The following is an 18,725-nucleotide window of genomic DNA, read 5'->3' on the forward strand; positions in this document are numbered from 1 at the left end:
ACGGCTCCGCGCACCTAGACTTGACGCTCGTGGTCACCCGTCTCTCGACATACTTCCTCCGCACGCTCCGCGAAGACCCGGCCGACGCCGAGGTCACCAGCCACCGCCTGCTGGTGCGCGCCGGCTACATCCGCCGCGCCGCACCCGGCATCTTCACGTGGCTGCCGCTGGGTCTGCGCGTGAAGGCGAAGCTCGAGCAGATCATCCGCGAGGAGATGGGGAACGCGGGAGCGTTCGAGGTGCACTTCCCGGCGCTCCTGCCGCGCGACCCCTACGAGGAGTCCGGGCGCTGGACCTCGTACGGCGACGGCATCTTCCGTCTGCAGGACCGCAAGGGCGCCGACTACCTGCTCGCGCCGACGCACGAGGAGATGTTCACCCTCCTCGTGAAGGACCTGTATTCGTCGTACAAGGACCTGCCGCTGACGATCTACCAGATCCAGGACAAGTACCGGGATGAGGCGCGCCCCCGCGCGGGCCTGCTGCGCGGTCGCGAGTTCACGATGAAGGACGCCTACTCGTTCGACTACACCGACGCGGGCCAGGACGTCTCGTACCAGTCGCAGCGCGACGCGTACGAGCGCATCTTCACGCGTCTGAACATGGAGTACGTCATCGTCGCGGCCGACAACGGCCTCATGGGCGGTGCGCGCAGCGAGGAGTTCCTCCACCCGATCGCCGTCGGCGAGGACACCTTCGTCCGCTCGGCCGGCGGGTACGCCGCGAACGTCGAGGCGTTCACGACCGTCGTCCCCGAGAACCTGCCGATCCCGGGCGGTGCCCCTGTCGTCTTCGACTCGCCCGGCACGCCGACGATCGAGACCCTCGTCACCCACAGCAACGCGCACCTCGACGCGCCCGCGCCCGGCATCGCCGGCCCCGCGACCGAGGGTGCGACGCAGTGGACCGCTGCGCACACGCTCAAGAACGTCGTGCTCGCCCTGACGCACCTCGACGGCACCCGCGAACTCGTCGTCGTCGGGCTCCCCGGCGACCGCGACATCGACGACAAGCGCGCCGAGGTCGCCTTCGCGCCCGCAGACGTCGAGGCCGCCACCGAGGCGGATTTCGCGAAGCACCCCGGTCTCGTGAAGGGCTACATCGGACCCTGGTCGCCGAACGGTGCGGTCCTCGGTGAGGAATCGGCCACCGGCATCCGGTACCTCGTCGACCCCCGCGTCGTCGAGGGCACCGCGTGGGTGACGGGAGCCAACGAGCACGAGAAGCACGCGCACTCGGTCGTCTACGGCCGCGACTTCACCGCCGATGGCGTCGTCGACGTCTCGGACGTCCGCGCCGGCGACCCCGCCCCCGACGGCTCCGGCCCGGTCGAGCTCGCCCGCGGCATGGAGATCGGTCACGTCTTCCAGCTGGGCCGCTTCTTCGCCGACAAGCTCGGGCTGAAGGTCCTCGACGAGAACGGCAAGCTCGTCACCGTCACGATGGGCTCGTACGGCATCGGCGTGACGCGCATCCTCGCGATCCTCGCCGAGCTCAACAACGACGACCGCGGGCTCATGTGGCCCGAGTCGATCGCGCCGTTCGACGTTCACGTCGTCGCCACGGGGCGGGATGCCGCGGCCTTCGACCTCGCCGAGAAGCTCGCCGCCGACCTCGAGTCGGCGGGGCGCGACGTCCTCCTCGACGACCGGCCCAAGGTCTCGCCCGGCGTCAAGTTCGGCGATGCCGAACTCGTGGGCGTCCCGTGGATCCTCATCGTCGGCCGCGGCGCCGCCGAGGGGCAGGTCGAGCTCTGGGACCGCCGCTCGGGCGAGCGCACCACTCTCGCCGCCGCAGAGGCCGTCGCCGCGCTCACCGCCTGAGCGGCGGCATCCGTCACCGGCGGAAACCCCGCCGTTCACCCGTCGGATGCCGGATCGTGACAGCCTGGAGGCATGTCGCCGAGTTCCACCACCTCCCTCGACGGTGACGTCACCGACGCCATCCGTACGCTCCTGTCCGATGCGGGTGTCGAGGAGGATGCCGACCTCGTCGCGCGGATCCTCGTCACGGGCGTGGGGCTCGGCGTCGACGGCACGGACCGGCTCGATCTGAAGATCGCGTCGGCCGCGTTGTCGGAGATGCGCTCGGCGTTCTCGCTGTTCGCGCCGTACCGCACGTCGCCGAAGGTGACCATCTTCGGATCGGCGCGGACCCGGCCGAACGATCCGCTCTACCGCGCGGCCGCCGACATCGCACGCGCGCTGGCCGACCGCGGCTGGATGGTCGTGACGGGGGCGGGACCGGGCATCATGCAGGCCGCCGCCGAGGGGGCGGGGCCCGATCACTCCCTCGGCGTCTCGATCCGGCTGCCGTTCGAGGAGAAGCCGAACGCGGTCATCGCCGAAGCCGACCGCGTCGTCGCCATGAAGTATTTCTTCACCCGCAAGCTCATGCTGGTCAAGGAATCCCGCGGGTTCGTCTGCGTCCCGGGCGGGTTCGGCACGCTCGACGAACTCTTCGAGCTGCTGACGCTGCAGCAGACCGGCAAGGCCGAGCCCACCCCGATCGTCCTCCTCGACGCTCCGGGCGGCTCGTTCTGGCAAGGGCTCGAGCGCTTCGCCGAAGACCACCTCATCCCGTCCGGCGTCATCTCGCCCGACGACCTGGACCGCGTCCTGGTGACGGACTCGGTGGCGGCGGCGGAGGCCGAGATCACGGGTTTCTGGCGGAACTACGACTCGCTCCGCTGGATCGGGTCGCGACTCGTGCTGCGCCTGTGCGCCGAGCCGACGGATGCCGAGGTGGCAGACCTGTCCGCACGTTTCGCGCACCTGCTCACCGGTGGCCGCATCGAGCGCACGGTGCCCCTTCGGCGTGAGCGGCAGGACGCGGATCGCCTCGACCTCCCGCGATTGCTCATGGACTTCGACCGGCACCGGGTCGGCGAGCTCCATCACCTCATCCGCGCCGTCAACGAGCTTGAATCCGCGCCGCCGGCCACCCCGCCGATCGAACCGCACGCCGTATCGTGAGCGCATGAGCCGGACGCCGGGGCCCCACCGCCGGGCACGGCTGTCTGCGCTCTCGACGCTCGTCGCCGCGCTGATCGCCTTCGGGGGTGCGGCGTCGGGCTGTTCCGCTCCGTCACCCGGGCCGCCACCAGGGCCGACGCCGAGCTCGTCGGACGCGGGCATCCAGGTCTGGATCCACCAGCAGCGCGGCGACGAGCAGCGCCGCCGGGCGTCCGTGCGCGTCGAGAACGACTCGCCGCAGGCGCTCGAGATCTCCGGCATCCGCCTCATCGACGATCGGCTGAGCGGAGTCGTTGTCGTGGAGGGCGGACGGGTCGCCGCGGGGGAGTCGTTCGATTTCCCCCTCACCCTGCCCGCATCGACCTGCATCGGAGGCGCGCGGGACCGTCGCTGGGAGCTCGACCTCGCCGACGGTACCGACCGAACCGGCATCCTGACCGATGCCCTCGGCTTCCTCGACGAGCTGACCGATCGGGACTGCCTCGAGAAGGCGCTGGCGGCGTCGCTGCGCGTGTCGTGGGGCGACGCGGTGCTCCCGGCATCCGGTCTCGGCATCCTCCCTCTGGAGATCACGCCGACGGGCACCGGGGGCAACGCGCGCGTGGTCGCGGTGCAGTCCACGCCCCTCCTGCAGTTCGGAAGCCGGCTGACACGATTCGCCGTCCCCGACGGCTCGGCGCTCGTCGAGGTCCCGATCGAGCCGCAGCGCTGCGACCCCCACGTCGTCCAAGAGGACAAACGCGGCACGGTCTTCGCCCTCGACGTCGAGGTCGACGGCAGGAGCGGTGTCGTCGACGTGCCCGTCTCCGACGAGGAGCGGGGGCGGATCCTCAGCTGGGTCGCCGCACGGTGCGACTTCGGCGGGTGAGTCAGAGCTTCGCGTAGCGGGCGCGGAGGAAGCTGAAGGCGGCGTAGACCACGAGACCGAACCCGATGAGGAAGACGAGGAACGGGCCGAGCATCTGCTCGAGGAGCGCCTCGATGGCGGCGTCGAACCCGCCCGCCGCGGCCGCCTCCTGCTTCACGGCCGCGACGATCAGCAGCACGCCGACGATCGCGACGGACAGGCCCTTGCCGAGGTAGCCGACGACGCCGGTGGCGGTGACGGCGATCCCCATGCGACCCCGCGGGATGCGGACCTGCTTGTCGAACGAGCGCCTCACCCCGATCGAGGCGAACACGAGGCCGCCGATGCCGAGCCCGAGGCCCGCCGCCGCCACGACGAACACCCCTCCGGGGGTCTCGAGCAGCCAGTGCGCGACCTGCTGTGCACTCCGGTCGCCGTCGAGGCGGGCGCCGAGGGCGACCGTGACGGCAATGGCCGCGAGCGCGAGATAGACCACGGCCTGCCCGGCCGCCGACGATCGCCGTCCCCAGGCGGCCGCATCCGTCCCCTTCGCGAGGAAGGCGCGCAGCACCTGGAACAGGCCCAGCGCGGCGAGCAGCAGGGCGAGCAGCCAGACGAGCGCCAGGCCCAGCGGGGCGTCGAGGATGGCGCGGAACACACCCGCCTGATCGGACTCGCCGCGCCCGCCGAAGGAGATGACGACGACGATCACGCCGAAGAGCAGGTGGACGACGCCGTTGGCCGCGTAGCCGCCTCGCGCCAGTCCCCGTGCGATGGGGGAGCGGCGCACGCTCTGCGCAGCGTCCTCCACGGCATCGGTCATCCCTCGATCTTCTCAGGTCGCCCCACTGCGGATCGGGTAACGTTGACGGGATGCCGCGACGCACCGGAACACCGGGTGCGAGCGGCGCCGTGTTGAGCAACTGAAAAGGGAGGCACCTATGGACATCGACCTGGGGCTGCTGCGGACCGTCGAACGTGAGCGGGAGATTCCGTTCGAGGAACTGATCCGGATCATCGAGCAGGCCATCCTGACCGCTTACGCGAAGCACACGTCTCCCGACGGTGAACTCCCCGACGGCGCCCGCGCCCACCTCGACCGCAAGAGCGGACACGTCGCCGTGTACATCCCGCTGCGCGATGAGGACGACGTCATCATCGGCGAAGAGGAATCGACGCCCGACGACTTCGGCCGCATCGCCGCCTTCGCCGCGAAGCAGGTCATCAGCCAGCGCCTCCGCGACATCGCCGACGACGCCGTGCTCGGCGAGTTCAAGGGCAAGGAAGGCGACATCGTCGCCGGCGTCGTCCAGCAGGGGCCGAACCCCCGCATGGTGCACGTCGACCTCGGCACGATCGAGGCGATCCTGCCCCCCGAGGAGCAGGTGCCGGGCGAGAGCTACGCGCACGGCTCGCGCCTGCGCGTCTACGTGACGTCGGTCTCGAAGGGCATGAAGGGTCCCCAGATCACCGTGTCCCGCACGCATCCGGGGCTCGTGCGCAAGCTCTTCGCCCTCGAGGTACCCGAGATCGCCTCGGGCGTCGTCGAGATCATCTCGCTCGCCCGCGAAGCCGGCCACCGCACCAAGATCGCGGTCAAGGCCAACGACCCGGCCGTCAACGCGAAGGGCGCCTGCATCGGCGAGCTCGGCCGCCGCGTGCGCGCCGTCACCGAGGAGCTCGGCGGCGAGAAGATCGACATCGTCGACTACGACGAGACCCTGCCGAAGTTCGTCGCGAACGCGCTGTCGCCCGCGAAGGTGACCTCGAGCTTCGTGCTCGACCAGGCCACCAAGGCCGTGCGCGCGCTCGTCCCGGACTACCAGCTCTCCCTCGCGATCGGCAAGGAAGGTCAGAACGCCCGGCTCGCGGCGAAATTGACCGGCGCGAAGATCGACATCCAGCCCGACAGCATTCTCGACGAGTCCTGACGCGGTAGGATGGAACCTGTTCGAACGTGCGTGGGATGCCGCGCGCGTGCCCCCCGGTCCTCGTTGCTCCGCATCGTGGCCAGGGACGGTGCCCTCGTCATCGACGAGAAGGCCGTCCTCCCGGGTCGGGGCGCGTGGGTGCATGACACGGACAGATGCGTGAGCACCGCACTCAAGCGGCGCGCATTCGGACGAGCACTACGGGCATCCACTCCGCTGGACACAGCGGAGCTGGATGCGCGGACCACCAGAGAATCCCTCCAGCGAAACGGCTGAACGGCTATGGACACAAAGTGAACGGCTCGAAATGAGACCCGTCCGCGAATGACGGTCCGCCCTGTCCGGGGCGGGCCCCAGACAGGAGAATTGTGGCAAAACCACGCGTGCACGAGATCGCTTCCGAGCTCGGCGTCGACAGTAAAGTCGCCCTCGCGAAGCTGAAGGAGCTCGGCGAATTCGTCAAGAGCCCTTCGTCCACCATCGAGCCCCCCGTGGCTCGCAAGCTCCGCGCCGCCCTCGAGGCGGAAGGCGTGAAGGCACCCGCCGCCGCGCCCGCGAAGCCCGCCGCCAAGGCACCGGCATCCGGCGCAACGCCCGGACCGCGCCCGTCGGCACCCAAGCCCGCTCCGGCTCCGGAGCCGGCAGCACCCGCAGCTCCCGCCGAGCCGGCGGCTGAGAAGCCCGCTCCGGCCGCGGCAGAGTCCGGCGCTCCGACACCGGGCGCCGCTGCTCCCGCAGCAACCCCCGGCAAGCCGGGCGCACAGCCGCCCCGTCCGGGTGGTGCGCCGCGCCCCGGCAACAACCCCTTCGCCAGCTCGCAGGGCATGGGCCAGCGTCCCGCCGGCCCGCGTCCGGGTAACAACCCGTTCGCATCGGCTCAGGGCATGGGTCAGCGACCCAACCCGGGCAACATTCCGCGTCCCCAGGCTCCGCGTCCCGGTGCCCCTCGCCCCGGCGCCCCGCGTCCCGGCGGTGCGGGTCGTCCCGGTGGCGGCGGTCGTCCCGGCGCACCCTTCCAGCAGCGCCCCGGCGGCCCCGGTCGTCCCGGCGGCGCCGGTGGCTTCGGCGCCGCGCGTCCGGGTGCTCCCGCCGGCGGTTTCGCCGGTCGTCCCGGCGGCGGTGGCGGTCGTGGCCGTGGTCCCGGCGGTGGTACCGCAGGTGCCTTCGGTAAGGGTGGCGGCAAGTCCAAGCAGCGTAAGTCGCGTCGGGCGAAGCGGCAGGAATTCGAGATGCGGTCGGCGCCGGTCGTCGGCGGCGTCAACGTCTCCAAGGGCAACGGCGAGATCATCCGCCTGCGTCGCGGTGCGTCGATCTCGGACTTCGCCGACAAGCTCGAGGCCCTGCGCGGGTACAACGTCCAGCCCGGCACCCTGGTGACGATCCTCTTCAACCTCGGCGAGATGGCCACGGCCACCGAGTCGCTGGATGAGGCGACATTCGAGATCCTCGGTGAGGAGCTCGGCTACAAGATCCAGATGGTGTCTCCCGAGGACGAGGACAAAGAGCTTCTCGAGGGCTTCGGTCTCGACCTCGAGGCCGAGCTGGAGGCGGAGAGCGAGGATGACCTCGAGATCCGTCCTCCCGTGGTCACCGTCATGGGCCACGTCGACCACGGTAAGACGCGACTGCTCGACGCGATCCGTCAGACCAACGTCGTCGCCGGTGAGGCGGGTGGCATCACCCAGCACATCGGTGCCTACCAGGTCTGGACCGAGCACGAGGGCATCGAGCGTGCGATCACCTTCATCGACACCCCGGGTCACGAGGCGTTCACCGCCATGCGTGCCCGTGGTGCGCAGGTGACCGACCTCGCGATCCTCGTGGTCGCGGCCGACGACGGCATCATGCCGCAGACGGTCGAGGCGCTGAACCACGCTCAGGCGGCGAACGTCCCGATCGTGGTCGCGGTCAACAAGGTCGACAAGCCCGACGCGAACCCCGCGAAGGTCCGACAGCAGCTCACCGAGTACGGCCTGGTCGCCGAGGAGTACGGCGGCGACGTCATGTTCGTCGACGTCTCGGCTCGTCAGGGCACCAACATCCAGGCACTGCTGGATGCCGTCCTCCTCACCGCCGACGCGGGTCTGGACCTCACGGCCAACCCGAACAAGGCGGCGCGCGGTGTCGCGATCGAAGCGAAGCTCGACAAGGGTCGCGGTTCGGTCGCCACGGTGCTGATCCAGTCCGGAACGCTCCACGTCGGCGACGCGATCGTCGCAGGCACGGCGTACGGCCGTGTCCGCGCCATGATCGACGAGAACGGCGATGCCGTGGACGAGGCCTACCCGTCGCGTCCCGTGCAGGTGCAGGGTCTGAACTCCGTGCCCCGCGCCGGTGACGTGTTCATCGTCACCGAAGAGGACCGCATGGCCCGCCAGATCGCTGAGAAGCGTGAAGCGGTCGAGCGCAACGCCCAGCTGGCCAAGGCCCGCAAGCGCATCTCGCTCGAGGACTTCACCCGCGCTCTCGAAGAGGGCAAGGTCGAGTCGCTCAACCTCATCATCAAGGGTGACGTCTCGGGTGCCGTGGAGGCCCTCGAGGAGTCGCTCCTCAAGATCGAGGTCGACGACAGCGTCCAGCTGCGCATCATCCACCGCGGTGTGGGTGCCGTCACCGAGTCGGACATCAACCTGGCGACGATCGACAACGCGATCGTCATCGGCTTCAACGTCCGCCCCGACACGAAGGCCCGCGAGCGTGCCGCCCGCGAGGGTGTGGACGTCCGGTTCTACTCGGTCATCTACAACGCGATCGACGACGTCGAGCAGTCCCTCCAGGGCATGCTCAAGCCGGAGTTCGAAGAGGTCCAGTCGGGTGTCGCCGAGATCCGCGAGGTGTTCCGCTCCTCGAAGTTCGGCAACATCGCCGGTGTCATCGTCCGCTCGGGAACGATCACGCGAAACGCCAAGGCGCGGGTCATCCGCGACGGCGTCGTGCTCGCCGACGGTCTGGCCATCGAGTCGCTGCGCCGCTTCAAGGACGACGTCACCGAGGTCCGTACGGACTTCGAGGCCGGTATCGGTCTCGGCAAGTACAACGACATCCAGATCGGTGACGAGATCGAGACGACCGAAATGGTGGAGAAGCCGCGCGGCTGATCCTCAGGTTGCTACGGACTCGGATGTCCGTCCTCGGCAAGAGCGGGGCCCCTGCCCCGATTGCCTCGGACGGACATCCGAGTCCTCCGCAGTTTCCGGCCCGCCGTATCGCGGGCCGGGTAGAGAAGGAGAAGGACATGGCCGGAGAACGGCAGGCACGGCTGGCGGACCGCATCCGCGTGCTCATCGCGGAGCGCCTCGAGAAGGGGCTGCGCGACCCGCGGCTCGGATTCGTGACGATCACCGACGTCCGTGTGACGGGTGACCTGCAGCACGCGTCCGTCTTCTACACGGTCTACGGCGACGACGACGCGCGCACCGACTCGGCCGCTGCCCTCAAGGCGGCGACGGGGATGCTGCGCAGCGAGGTCGGGCGGCAGCTCGGCACGCGACTGACCCCGACCCTCGAGTTCATCCTCGATGCGCTCCCCGAGAACGCGGGCCACATCGAGGAGCTTCTGCGCGAGGCGCGCGAGCGCGACGCACAGGTGGCGGGGATCGCGGCATCCGGCTCGTACGCCGGTGACGAGGACCCGTACGTGAAGCCCCGCGAAGAGGGCGACGAGGACTGAGACGTCCTCTGCTGACGCGCGCTAGCGCGGCAGGTGCAGCATCCCGTCGACGGCCTCGACCAGGCCGTCGACGATGAGCGAGTCGATGGCCCGGTCCCGCTGCTGCGGGTCGGGCCATTCGGCGATCACGGCGGCGGCGGGCGCGACGTGGCCGTCGGCATCCCGCAGTACCTTCAGGACCGCTCCGCGCGCCTGGCGGTCGCTGCCCTCGTAGCGCGCCTGCTTGCGACGGTCGTCGCCCGTGTCGGGGTATCCGGCGGCGCGCCAGGCGCAGAGGTAGGCGAGGGGGCACGCCTCGCATCGCGGGGTGCGTGCCGTGCACACGACGGCGCCGAGCTCCATCGCGGCGGCGTTGACGACCGCGGCGTCGCCGTCGTCCTCGGGCAGGATCGCGGCCATCGCGGCGAGGTCCGCCTTCGCGGGAGGTCTCGGCTGCGAGCGTCCCTCGACGGCGCGCGCGAGGACGCGTCGGGTGTTCGTGTCGACGACGGGATGCCGGTCGCCGAACGCGAACACTGCCACCGCCCGGGCGGTGTAGTCGCCGATCCCGGTGAGCGCGAGCAGGGCATCGACGTCCCGGGGAACCATCCCGTCGTGCCGGTCGCGGATCTCCGTCGCCGCGCGGTGCAGCCAGAGGGCGCGGCGGGGGTAGCCGAGGTTCGCCCAGAGGCGGACGGCGTCGGCCGGGGGAGCGGCGGCGAGGTCGGCCGGTGTCGGCCAGCGCGAGAGCCACTCCTCGAGGCGGGGGATGACCCGGGCGACGGGCGTCTGCTGGAGCATGAACTCGCTCACGAGCGTGCCCCAGGCACCGAACCCCTCGCGTCGCCACGGCAGGTCCCGGGCGTTGTCGCGGTACCACGCGATCAGCGGCGGGGCGAGGTCGGGCACCGCTCCAGCCTAGGCTGGAAGCCATGCACCAGAGTCAGGGGAGCGGCGGGATCCTCCTCGTCGACAAGCCCGGCGGCGTCACCAGCCACGACATCGTGGCGCGCGCCCGCCGCGCGCTGAACACGCGCAAGATCGGCCACGCCGGCACCCTCGACCCCATGGCCACGGGCCTGCTCGTCCTCGGGATCGGTCACTCCACGCGCCTTCTGACCTACGTCGTCGGGCTCGACAAGACCTACGAAGCCACCATCCGCCTCGGCGTCACGACGGACTCCGATGACGCCGACGGCGTCGAGACCTCGACGACGGATGCCGGGGGCGTCACCGATGAGGCGATCCACCGCGGCATCCGCTCACTGACGGGACCCATGGCGCAGGTGCCGAGCACGGTGTCGGCGATCAAGGTCGGCGGGCGCCGTGCCTACGACCTGGCGCGCGCGGGGGAGCAGGTCGAGCTGAAGGCCCGCGACGTCGTGGTCAGCCGGTTCGAGGTGCGGGAGATCCGCCGCGGCGACGGCGTCATCGACGTCGATGTCGTCGTCGACTGCTCGAGCGGCACCTACATCCGCGCGCTCGCGCGGGACCTCGGCGCGGACCTGGGCGTCGGCGGCCACCTGACCGCGCTCCGCCGCACGCGCGTCGGCCCGTTCGACGTCGCCGAAGCCGTCGTGGAGCTGACCCCCGAGGTGCCGCTGAAGGATGCCGCCGAGGTCGCGGCATCCCTTCTCGGCGCCTTCCCGGTCACCGCCGACGAGGCGCGCGACCTGCGCCACGGCAAGCGCCTGCTGGGCGCTGCGGACCGCCTGACCGGCGAGAATCCGGCGGCGATCGATCCCGACGGTGTGCTCGTCGGGATCGTCGGACGGCGCGGGGCGGATGTGAAGAGCCTCATGAACATGCCCGAGGAGCAGCCGTGATCGCGTGGTTCACCGTCGTCCTCATCGCCGTCGCCTGCATCGCCGGCCTCCTGTGCACGGTGCTGGGGCTCGCAGGCCGACGCCCGAGCGATCTGTCGGTCGGCACGCAGGCGCTCATCCTCGTCCTCCTGGTCGTCCAGGTCGTGATCTCGATCATCGCGCCGTTCGTGGGCAACCCGCCGTCGGGCGATCTGCTGGAGTTCTGGGTGTACCTCGTCTCGGCGGTCCTGATCCCGCCGGCCGCGGTCATCTGGGCCCTCATCGAGCGCAGCCGCTGGAGCACCGTCATCATGGGCGTCGCCGCGTTCGCGATCGCGATCATGGTGTGGCGGATGAACGTCATCTGGACGATCCAGGTCGCCTGAGCCCCGCCGCCTCCGACAGCGAGGCCGGCTCGCCGCGGCCGTAGGATTGACATGCCATGCCTGAGACCGCGCCGACCCCGCCCGCTCCGTCGGCCGCATCCTCATCCCCGCGTCGGATGACCGGTGTCGGCCGTGTCCTCGTCGTCGTCTACGCGATCATGGCCTTGGGCGCGACGGGACGCTCGTTCGTCCAGATCGTCCGGGAGTTCGACGACGCCCCCGTCGCGTACTCGCTCTCGGCGCTGTCGGCCCTCGTCTACATCCTGGCGACCCTCGCCCTCATCTTCAGCGCGTCGGAGCGGTGGTACCGCGTCGCCTGGGCGGCCATCGTGTTCGAGCTCGTCGGCGTCCTCGTCGTCGGCACGCTGTCGCTGACCCATCCCGAGCTCTTCAACCACCCGACGGTCTGGTCCGGCTACGGCATCGGGTACGTGCTGATCCCGCTCGTGCTGCCGTTCCTGGGCCTCTGGTGGCTCATCGCGCACCGCCGCGGACGGACGACGGGCGGCGCAGCGTGATCGTCTTCCGCGACCCCGCCGAGATCCCCGCGGGGTTCGGCCCGAGCGTCGTCGCGATCGGCAAGTTCGACGGCGTCCACTCCGGCCACCGCGCGGTGATCGACCGTGCCCGGGTGACGGCAACGGATGCCGGGGCCCGCGTCGTCGCGGTGACCTTCGACCGCAACCCCCTGAGCCTGCTGCGCCCGGAGCTCTGCCCCGAGGCCCTCGTGAGCGTCGACCAGAAGATCGCCCTGCTCCGCGACGCGGGGGTCGACGCCGTGCTCGTGCTCCGCTTCGATGAGGCGCTCGCGGCCCTCGCGCCCGAGACGTTCGCCGAGCGGATCCTCGTCGATGCGCTCGGTGCCGTCTGCGTCATGGTGGGCGCGGACTTCCGCTTCGGTCGCGGGGGAGCCGGTACGCCGGAGTTCCTCGTCGAGTTCGGCCGCGGGCACGGCTTCACCGTGGACATCGTCGGCGACGTGCAGGGCGGTGGACGTCGCGTCTCGTCGACGTGGGTGCGCGAGCTGCTCGCCGCGGGCCAGGTCGAGGACGCCGCGCGGCTGCTCGGCCGCCCGCACGCGGTCCGGGCCGAGGTCGTGCACGGGCTGAAGCGCGGCCGCGAGCTCGGCTACCCGACAGCGAACCTCGCGACCGACGCCGAGGGCTTCATCCCCGCCGACGGCGTGTACGCCGGCTGGCTCGTCGACGAGGGGACGGATGCCGGCGGTTACGCCCCCGCGACCCGATACGCCGCGGCCATCTCGATCGGCACGAACCCCACGTTCGACGACGTCCCCGTCCGCCAGGTCGAGGCGTACGTCCTCGACGAGACCGGCCTCGACCTCTACGGGCACATCGTCCAAGTGCAGTTCGTCGCCCGTGTGCGCGGCATGGTGGCCTTCGAAGGCATCGACAAGCTGATCGCTCAGATGGATGCCGACGTCACCGACGTCCGTGCCGCGCTGCGGTCCGGCGGGTGACGAACCGACGCTGACGGACCGACTCAGTACGAGGAGTCGTCGACGGCGCCGGTGGCTGCGGCCCCGGCATCCACTCGACGTGCTTCACCGAGGATGACGGCGCTGCCGCTGGTGCCCAGGCGCGAGGCGCCGGCCTCGATCATGGCGAGCGCGTCGGCGTAGCTGCGGACGCCGCCGGATGCCTTCACCTCGACGCCCGCGCCGACGGTGCGCCGCATGAGTTCGACGTGGGGGACCGTCGCGCCGCCGCCGGCGAAGCCCGTGGAGGTCTTGACGAAGTGCGCGCCTCCCGCTTCGGTGAGGCGGCTGCCGCGCTCGATCTGCTCGTCGTCGAGGAGTGCCGTCTCGAGGATGACCTTGGTGACGCGACCGCCGGCCGCCTCGACGACCGCGCGGATGTCGCTGACGACGACGTCGTCGAACCCGGAGCGGAGGGCGGCGATGTTGACGACCATGTCGACCTCGGCGGCGCCGTCGGCGATGGCCTGACGGGTCTCGGCGACCTTCGCGACCGTCGACGTCGTGCCGTGCGGGAAGCCGATGACCGTGCCGACCGCGACACCGGTGCCGGCGAGGCGCTCGACGGCGTGGGGGATGTCGCTCGGGCGCACGCAGACGCTGAAGACGCCCCACTCGGCCGCGATGTCGAGCTCCGCGTCGACGTCGGCCCGGGTCAGCTCGGGCTTCAGGATCGCGTGGTCGATGGTGGCGGCGAGTTCACGTTCGGTGGGCATGGTTCCCAGCGTACGCGCCCACCCGTGAGGCGACGTTCGGGGTCGCGAGGACACGCTAGACTGGGGGAGAAGGATCCTTCCGTCGCCGCAGCTCGCAGAAGCGAGTGCCCGCAGCCGGGGGATCCGGGGACCATATCGCACCGCGACTGCACCGTCGCGGTCTCGTAAGACCGTCGTCATCGACGGCCACCGCCGGCACCGCCGGTGTCACGCTCAGGAGGAGCATGCCGACCACGGCAGCCACCGCCCCCAAGACCGCCGCTCGGCGTCGCCGGGGATCGTCGTCGCGTCGAGACGACGAAGCACCCCTCATCCCGATCCTCGCCCGCAAGGTACGCGAGGTCGAAGCCAAGGCGCAGCGCGGAAAGCTGGGGCCGACCAATCGGGTCAAGTTCCAGGTGATCGCGTTCCTCGTCCGCGAGGAGCGCGCCCGCGTCAAGGCCGCGACCGACATCGCCGACGGCGCCCGCGCCGAGCTGCTCAAGCGGCTCGACGGCGTCGCGACGATCCTCGCCAAGACCGCCGCGCGCGACACCTCGCTCATCCAGCTGCTCGAGGTCGACCAGGCGACGTCGCCGGTCGCCCGTCGCATGCGTCGCGACTGGCTCATCGAGTCGGGCGCCGACCTGCCCGAGGATGAGCTGATCATCACCGATGCGAAGCCCGCGCAGACCCCCGTCGTGCCCGAGGGCGTCGCCGACCGTCAGGTCGTGCCGCCGCAGGTCGAGGCGCGCAAGGAGTCGAACCCCTTCCTGTCCCCGGACGCCGCGCTCCGCGCCGTCGCACCCACGCCGCGTCGCCGACTCGACGGCTGGGAGCTCATGGGCCCGCTGTACAAAGCCTTCGAGACGGGCGCCGGCGGGGGCGCCGCGTCGATGGATCTGCCTCCGGTGCCCGAGTTCGACCGCCTCTCGCCCAAGGGCCTCGAGGTCATGCAGCACCAGTCGCGGTTCCTCGAAGCCGTGCGCTCCGGACACCGCAGCTTCCTGCTCGCCGACGAGCCGGGTCTCGGCAAGACGGCGCAGTCGGTGCTCGCGGCATCCGTCGCCGACGCCTACCCGCTCCTGGTCGTCGTCCCCAACGTCGTGAAGATGAACTGGGCACGCGAGGTCGAGCGGTGGACGCCGCAGCGACGCGCGACCGTCATCCAGGGCGACGGCGAGACGATGGACGCCTTCGCCGACGTCTTCATCGTCAACTACGAGATCCTCGACCGTCACCTCGCCTGGCTCAGCTCGATCGGGCTGCAGGGCATGGTCGTCGACGAGGCCCACTTCATCAAGAACCTGACCTCGCAGCGGTCCCGGAACGTGCTCGCCCTCGGTTCGCGGATCCGCGAGCAGGTGCGCGACCCGCTTCTGCTGGCGCTGACGGGTACGCCCCTCATCAACGACGTCGAGGACTTCGACGCCATCTGGCGTTTCCTCGGCTGGACGAACGGCGAGAAGCCGGGCCCCGAGCTCATGGCGCGCCTCGACGAGACCGGCCTGACCCCGGCCGACAAGGCGTTCTACCCCGAGGCGCGCTCCGCCGTGATCTCGATGGGGATCGTCCGACGCAAGAAGAAGGACGTCGCCGCCGACCTGCCCGACAAGCTCGTCGCCGACCTCCCCGTCGAGCTCGACGATGAATACGGCCGGTCGATCCGTGCCGCCGAGCGCGAGCTCGGCGATCGTCTGGCGGCGAAGTACCGCCGGATCATCGAGGCCCGCGGCGACCGCGTTCTCCGCGGTGAGGCCGACGAGGACATCGTGAGACTCGTCGCCCACGGTGAGCTCGAAGAGGCCAAGGCCGCCGGCAGCGGCTCCGAGAACGTCTTCACGATGGTCCGCCGCATCGGTCAGGCCAAGGCGCACCTCGCCGCGGACTACGCCGTGCAGCTGCAGCGCTCGGTGGGCAAGGTGGTCTTCTTCGCGAAGCACATCGACGTGATGGATGCCGCCGAGGCGCACTTCGCGTCGGCGGGGCTCCGCACCGTCTCGATCCGCGGCGACCAGACGACGCCCGTCCGCCAGCAGGCCATCGATGCCTTCAACGGCGAGCCGGACGTCGCGATCGCGGTGTGCTCGCTGACGGCCGCCGGTGTCGGCCTCAACCTGCAGGCCGCCTCGAACGTGGTCCTCGCCGAGCTCAGCTGGACCGCGGCCGAGCAGACGCAGGCGATCGACCGCGTGCATCGCATCGGCCAGGGCGAGCCGGTCACCGCGTGGCGCATCATTGCGGCGCACACGATCGACACGAAGATCGCCGAGCTCATCGACAGCAAACAGGGGCTCGCTCAGCGCGCCCTCGACGGCGACGCGGTCGACCCGACCTCGAGCGACTCCGTGCAGCTCTCGGCGCTGATGCACCTCCTGCGGCAGGCCCTCGGCGCGGCCTGAGGTCGCTCCGCTGGCAGGGGATGCCGCCGCGACGCTAGTGTCGTGGAGGCAGCGTCGCCCCCAGCACCAACCCGATATCACCCAAAGGACCACCCATGAAGATCGGTATCCTCACGAGCGGCGGCGACTGTCCCGGACTGAACGCCGTCATCCGGGGCATCGTGCTGAAGGGCACGACGACCTACGACATCGAGTTCGTGGGCATCCGCGACGGGTGGCGCGGCGTGGTCGACGGTGACTTCTTCCCCCTGACCCGTCACGAGGTGAAGGGGCTGTCGAAGGTCGGCGGCACGATCCTCGGCACGAGCCGTACCAACCCCTACGAGGGGCCGCGCGGCGGCGCCGAGAACATCTCCAAGACGATGTACGGGCACCGTCTCGACGGCATCGTCGCGATCGGCGGCGAGGGAACGCTCGCCGCGGCGGACCGCCTGCACAAGGACGGGATCAACGTCCTCGGCGTCCCGAAGACGATCGACAACGATCTGCACGCCACCGACTACTCCTTCGGTTTCGACACCGCCGTGAACATCGCCACCGAGGCGATGGACCGGCTGCGGACCACGGGCGACTCCCACCAGCGCTGCATGGTCGCCGAGGTCATGGGGCGCCACGTCGGCTGGATCGCCCTGCACTCGGGCATCGCGGCGGGCGCCCATGTCATCTGCATCCCCGAGCAGCCCATGTCGATCGACGACATCGCCGAGCAGGTGACGAAGGCCCACGACCGTGGCCGCGCGCCGCTGGTCGTCGTCTCGGAGGGCTTCAAGCTCACCGGCATGGACGAAGCCTTCAGCGACAAGGGCCTCGACGCGTTCAACCGCCCGCGTCTCGGCGGCATCAGCGAGATCCTCGCGCCCGAGATCGAACGGATCACGGGCATCGAGACCCGCTCGACCGTCCTCGGTCACATCCAGCGCGGCGGATCGCCGTCGGGCTTCGACCGCGTCCTCGCCACCCGACTGGGCCTGCACGCCGCCGACGCGATCGTCGACGGCGCATGGGGTCAGATGGTCGCGATGCAGGGCACCGAGATCGTGCGCGTCCCCTTCGCCGAGGCCCTCGGGTCCCTCCACACGGTTCCGCCGCACCGCTACGAAGAAGCCGCCGCGCTGTTCGGCTGAGCCGATCGGCGTGACGACTGCGACTCCCTCAGCCCCGGCATCCGTCTCTCCCGCCCTTCTGGGGGCGGTGTCGGTCGGTGTGCTCACCGCCGTCCAGGCCCGCATCAACGGGCAGCTCGGCGTCCGTCTCGAGCACGCGATGGCCGCAGCCGTCATCTCGTTCGCGAGCGGACTGCTGCTGATCGCGCTCATCAGCGTGCTCACCCCCGCGGGCAGGCGCGGCGCCGGTGCCCTGGCTCGCGGCATCCGTGATCACACGATCCCCTGGTGGATGCTGGTGGGCGGCGCGGCCGGTGCGTTCACTGTCGGGACGCAGAGCTTCGCGGTCGGCATCGTCGGCGTCTCGCTGTTCACCGTCGGCATCGTGGCCGGACAGACGGTGGGCGGCTTGGTCTTCGACCGGATCGGCTTCGGCCCGGGAGGCGTCGTGGCCGTCACAGTACCGCGCCTGGTCGGCGGGGTGCTCGCGCTCGGTGCGGTGGCCGTCATGCTGATCGCCGGGGACGGACTGGCCGGGGTACCGGTGTGGATGGTGATCCTGCCGGTCTTCGTGGGTGTCGGCCTCGCGTGGCAGCAGGCCACCAACGGCCGGCTGCGCGCCCGCGTGGGTACGCCCCTGACAGCGACGCTCGTCAACTTCGTCGTCGGCACCGTCATCCTCACGGTACTGGCGGTCATCGTTACCCTCGTAGGCGGACCACCCGCAACGCCCCCGGGTGAGCCGTGGCTCTACCTCGGGGGCGTCCTGGGTGTGACATACATCGTCATTTCGGCCGCGATCGTGGCGCGGACCGGTGTCCTGCTGTTCGGCCTGGCGGCCGTCTCGGGCCAGCTCGTCGCCTCGCTGGTCCTCGACGCCCTCTGGCCTGCGCCCGCCGGGCCCGGTCTCCTCGTCGAGGCGATCACGGTCGTGATCGGTCTCGCGTCGGTGTCGGTCGCAGCGTTCTGGCGCGTGCGGCGCTGAGCGCCGCGACGGATCAGGCCCCGTCGCCCTTCGGGGTGAACGACAGCGACAGCGAGTTCATGCAGTAGCGGTCACCGGTCGGCGTGCCGAAACCGTCGGGGAACACGTGCCCCAGGTGCGATCCGCAGTTGGCGCAGCGGACCTCGGTGCGCACCATGCCGTGGCTGTTGTCCTCGATGAGTTCGACCGCCTCGGGGCGCACGGACTCGTAGAAGCTCGGCCACCCGCAGTGCGAGTCGAACTTCGTGCCGCTCTGGAACAGCTCCGACCCGCACGCGGCACAGGTGTAGAACCCGGCCCGCTCCTCGTCGAGGAGCTCACCGGTCCAGGCGCGCTCCGTGCCGGCCTGGCGCAGGACGGCGTACTGCTCGGGCGTCAGCTCCTCACGCCACTGCTCGTCGGTCTTCTCCACGCGATAGCTCATGTGTTTTCCTTCCCTCGTCCTATTC

At 70.6% G+C, this 18,725-nt stretch carries 18 protein-coding genes; 14 read left to right on the top strand and 4 right to left on the bottom strand.

Annotated elements, in window-relative coordinates:
* Window positions 1-29 precede the first annotated feature (29 nt).
* The 3 genes from MRBLMI1x_RS08700 (at window position 30) to MRBLMI1x_RS08710 (ending at window position 3,843) form a co-directional block, all read left to right on the top strand.
* Entirely contained in the window at window positions 30-1,823 is a 1,794-nt protein-coding gene (locus MRBLMI1x_RS08700) for a proline--tRNA ligase (RefSeq protein ID WP_363458204.1), read from the top strand.
* Between the two features lie 72 nt (window positions 1,824-1,895).
* Entirely contained in the window at window positions 1,896-2,975 is a 1,080-nt protein-coding gene (locus MRBLMI1x_RS08705; RefSeq protein WP_363458207.1) for a TIGR00730 family Rossman fold protein, read from the top strand.
* Between the two features lie 4 nt (window positions 2,976-2,979).
* Window positions 2,980-3,843 carry a hypothetical protein gene (locus MRBLMI1x_RS08710; RefSeq protein ID WP_363458210.1) on the top strand — a complete coding sequence of 288 codons (864 nt, stop codon included), beginning with the start codon at window positions 2,980-2,982 and terminating at the stop codon, window positions 3,841-3,843.
* Between the two features lies 1 nt (window position 3,844).
* Here MRBLMI1x_RS08710 and MRBLMI1x_RS08715 read toward each other — a convergent pair whose 3' ends face one another.
* Window positions 3,845-4,645: a DUF1206 domain-containing protein gene (locus MRBLMI1x_RS08715; RefSeq protein ID WP_363458213.1), complete on the bottom strand. Its 801-nt coding sequence runs from the start codon at window positions 4,643-4,645 to the stop codon at window positions 3,845-3,847.
* Window positions 4,646-4,763: 118 nt separating this feature from the next.
* Here MRBLMI1x_RS08715 and nusA point away from each other — a divergent pair, with 118 nt between their 5' ends.
* From nusA to rbfA, 4 genes are all read left to right on the top strand, one after another.
* Window positions 4,764-5,753, top strand: a complete 990-nt coding sequence (gene nusA / locus MRBLMI1x_RS08720; protein WP_018188598.1) for a transcription termination factor NusA — start codon at window positions 4,764-4,766, stop codon at window positions 5,751-5,753.
* A gap of 9 nt (window positions 5,754-5,762) precedes the next feature.
* The gene (locus MRBLMI1x_RS08725; RefSeq protein ID WP_081626480.1) at window positions 5,763-6,029 is read left to right on the top strand and encodes a YlxR family protein; all 267 of its coding nucleotides are present in this window, start codon (window positions 5,763-5,765) and stop codon (window positions 6,027-6,029) included.
* A 92-nt stretch (window positions 6,030-6,121) separates the two neighbouring features.
* Entirely contained in the window at window positions 6,122-8,851 is a 2,730-nt protein-coding gene (infB, locus tag MRBLMI1x_RS08730; protein ID WP_311857455.1) for a translation initiation factor IF-2, read from the top strand.
* Window positions 8,852-8,988: 137 nt separating this feature from the next.
* A complete protein-coding gene (rbfA, locus tag MRBLMI1x_RS08735) occupies window positions 8,989-9,423 on the top strand; it encodes a 30S ribosome-binding factor RbfA (RefSeq protein WP_018188596.1) in 435 nt (144 codons plus the stop codon).
* A 21-nt stretch (window positions 9,424-9,444) separates the two neighbouring features.
* On the opposite strand, the gene MRBLMI1x_RS08740 is transcribed toward rbfA, so the two are convergent.
* Window positions 9,445-10,311, bottom strand: a complete 867-nt coding sequence (locus MRBLMI1x_RS08740) for an A/G-specific adenine glycosylase (protein WP_363458218.1) — start codon at window positions 10,309-10,311, stop codon at window positions 9,445-9,447.
* 23 nt (window positions 10,312-10,334) lie between these two features.
* Between MRBLMI1x_RS08740 and truB the strand changes: the two genes are divergently transcribed.
* The 4 genes from truB to MRBLMI1x_RS08760 are packed head-to-tail and all read left to right on the top strand — an operon-like array spanning window position 10,335 to window position 13,073.
* Complete coding sequence (truB, locus tag MRBLMI1x_RS08745; RefSeq protein WP_363458221.1) at window positions 10,335-11,228, top strand: tRNA pseudouridine(55) synthase TruB; 894 nt, start codon at window positions 10,335-10,337, stop codon at window positions 11,226-11,228.
* Complete coding sequence (locus MRBLMI1x_RS08750) at window positions 11,225-11,593, top strand: hypothetical protein (RefSeq protein WP_018188593.1); 369 nt, start codon at window positions 11,225-11,227, stop codon at window positions 11,591-11,593. Before truB ends, MRBLMI1x_RS08750 begins: the two co-directional genes overlap by 4 nt.
* Before the next feature lie 56 nt (window positions 11,594-11,649).
* Window positions 11,650-12,111 (top strand): hypothetical protein, encoded by a 462-nt coding sequence (locus MRBLMI1x_RS08755; RefSeq protein WP_116228704.1) that lies wholly within the window; start codon window positions 11,650-11,652, stop codon window positions 12,109-12,111.
* The gene (locus MRBLMI1x_RS08760) at window positions 12,108-13,073 is read left to right on the top strand and encodes a bifunctional riboflavin kinase/FAD synthetase (RefSeq protein ID WP_018188591.1); all 966 of its coding nucleotides are present in this window, start codon (window positions 12,108-12,110) and stop codon (window positions 13,071-13,073) included. The genes MRBLMI1x_RS08755 and MRBLMI1x_RS08760 overlap by 4 nt, the downstream gene beginning before the upstream one ends.
* Before the next feature lie 23 nt (window positions 13,074-13,096).
* Here the strand turns inward: MRBLMI1x_RS08760 and deoC are convergent, their stop codons facing one another.
* On the bottom strand, window positions 13,097-13,807 hold the full coding sequence (gene deoC / locus MRBLMI1x_RS08765; RefSeq protein WP_363458226.1) for a deoxyribose-phosphate aldolase: 711 nt from the start codon (window positions 13,805-13,807) through the stop codon (window positions 13,097-13,099).
* A gap of 224 nt (window positions 13,808-14,031) precedes the next feature.
* On the opposite strand from deoC, the gene MRBLMI1x_RS08770 reads away from it, so the two are divergent.
* From MRBLMI1x_RS08770 to MRBLMI1x_RS08780, 3 genes are all read left to right on the top strand, one after another.
* On the top strand, window positions 14,032-16,188 hold the full coding sequence (locus MRBLMI1x_RS08770; protein ID WP_020096854.1) for a DEAD/DEAH box helicase: 2,157 nt from the start codon (window positions 14,032-14,034) through the stop codon (window positions 16,186-16,188).
* A gap of 95 nt (window positions 16,189-16,283) precedes the next feature.
* Window positions 16,284-17,312 (top strand): 6-phosphofructokinase, encoded by a 1,029-nt coding sequence (locus MRBLMI1x_RS08775; RefSeq protein ID WP_018188588.1) that lies wholly within the window; start codon window positions 16,284-16,286, stop codon window positions 17,310-17,312.
* A 10-nt stretch (window positions 17,313-17,322) separates the two neighbouring features.
* The gene (locus tag MRBLMI1x_RS08780; RefSeq protein WP_363458230.1) at window positions 17,323-18,276 is read left to right on the top strand and encodes a DMT family transporter; all 954 of its coding nucleotides are present in this window, start codon (window positions 17,323-17,325) and stop codon (window positions 18,274-18,276) included.
* 13 nt (window positions 18,277-18,289) lie between these two features.
* Here MRBLMI1x_RS08780 and msrB read toward each other — a convergent pair whose 3' ends face one another.
* Window positions 18,290-18,700, bottom strand: a complete 411-nt coding sequence (gene msrB / locus MRBLMI1x_RS08785; RefSeq protein ID WP_018188586.1) for a peptide-methionine (R)-S-oxide reductase MsrB — start codon at window positions 18,698-18,700, stop codon at window positions 18,290-18,292.
* Between the last annotated feature and the right edge of the window lie 25 nt (window positions 18,701-18,725).

Origin of the sequence: Microbacterium sp. LMI1x-1-1.1, from assembly GCF_040676205.1 — a bacterium.
GTDB classification, from domain to species: domain Bacteria; phylum Actinomycetota; class Actinomycetes; order Actinomycetales; family Microbacteriaceae; genus Microbacterium; species Microbacterium aquilitoris.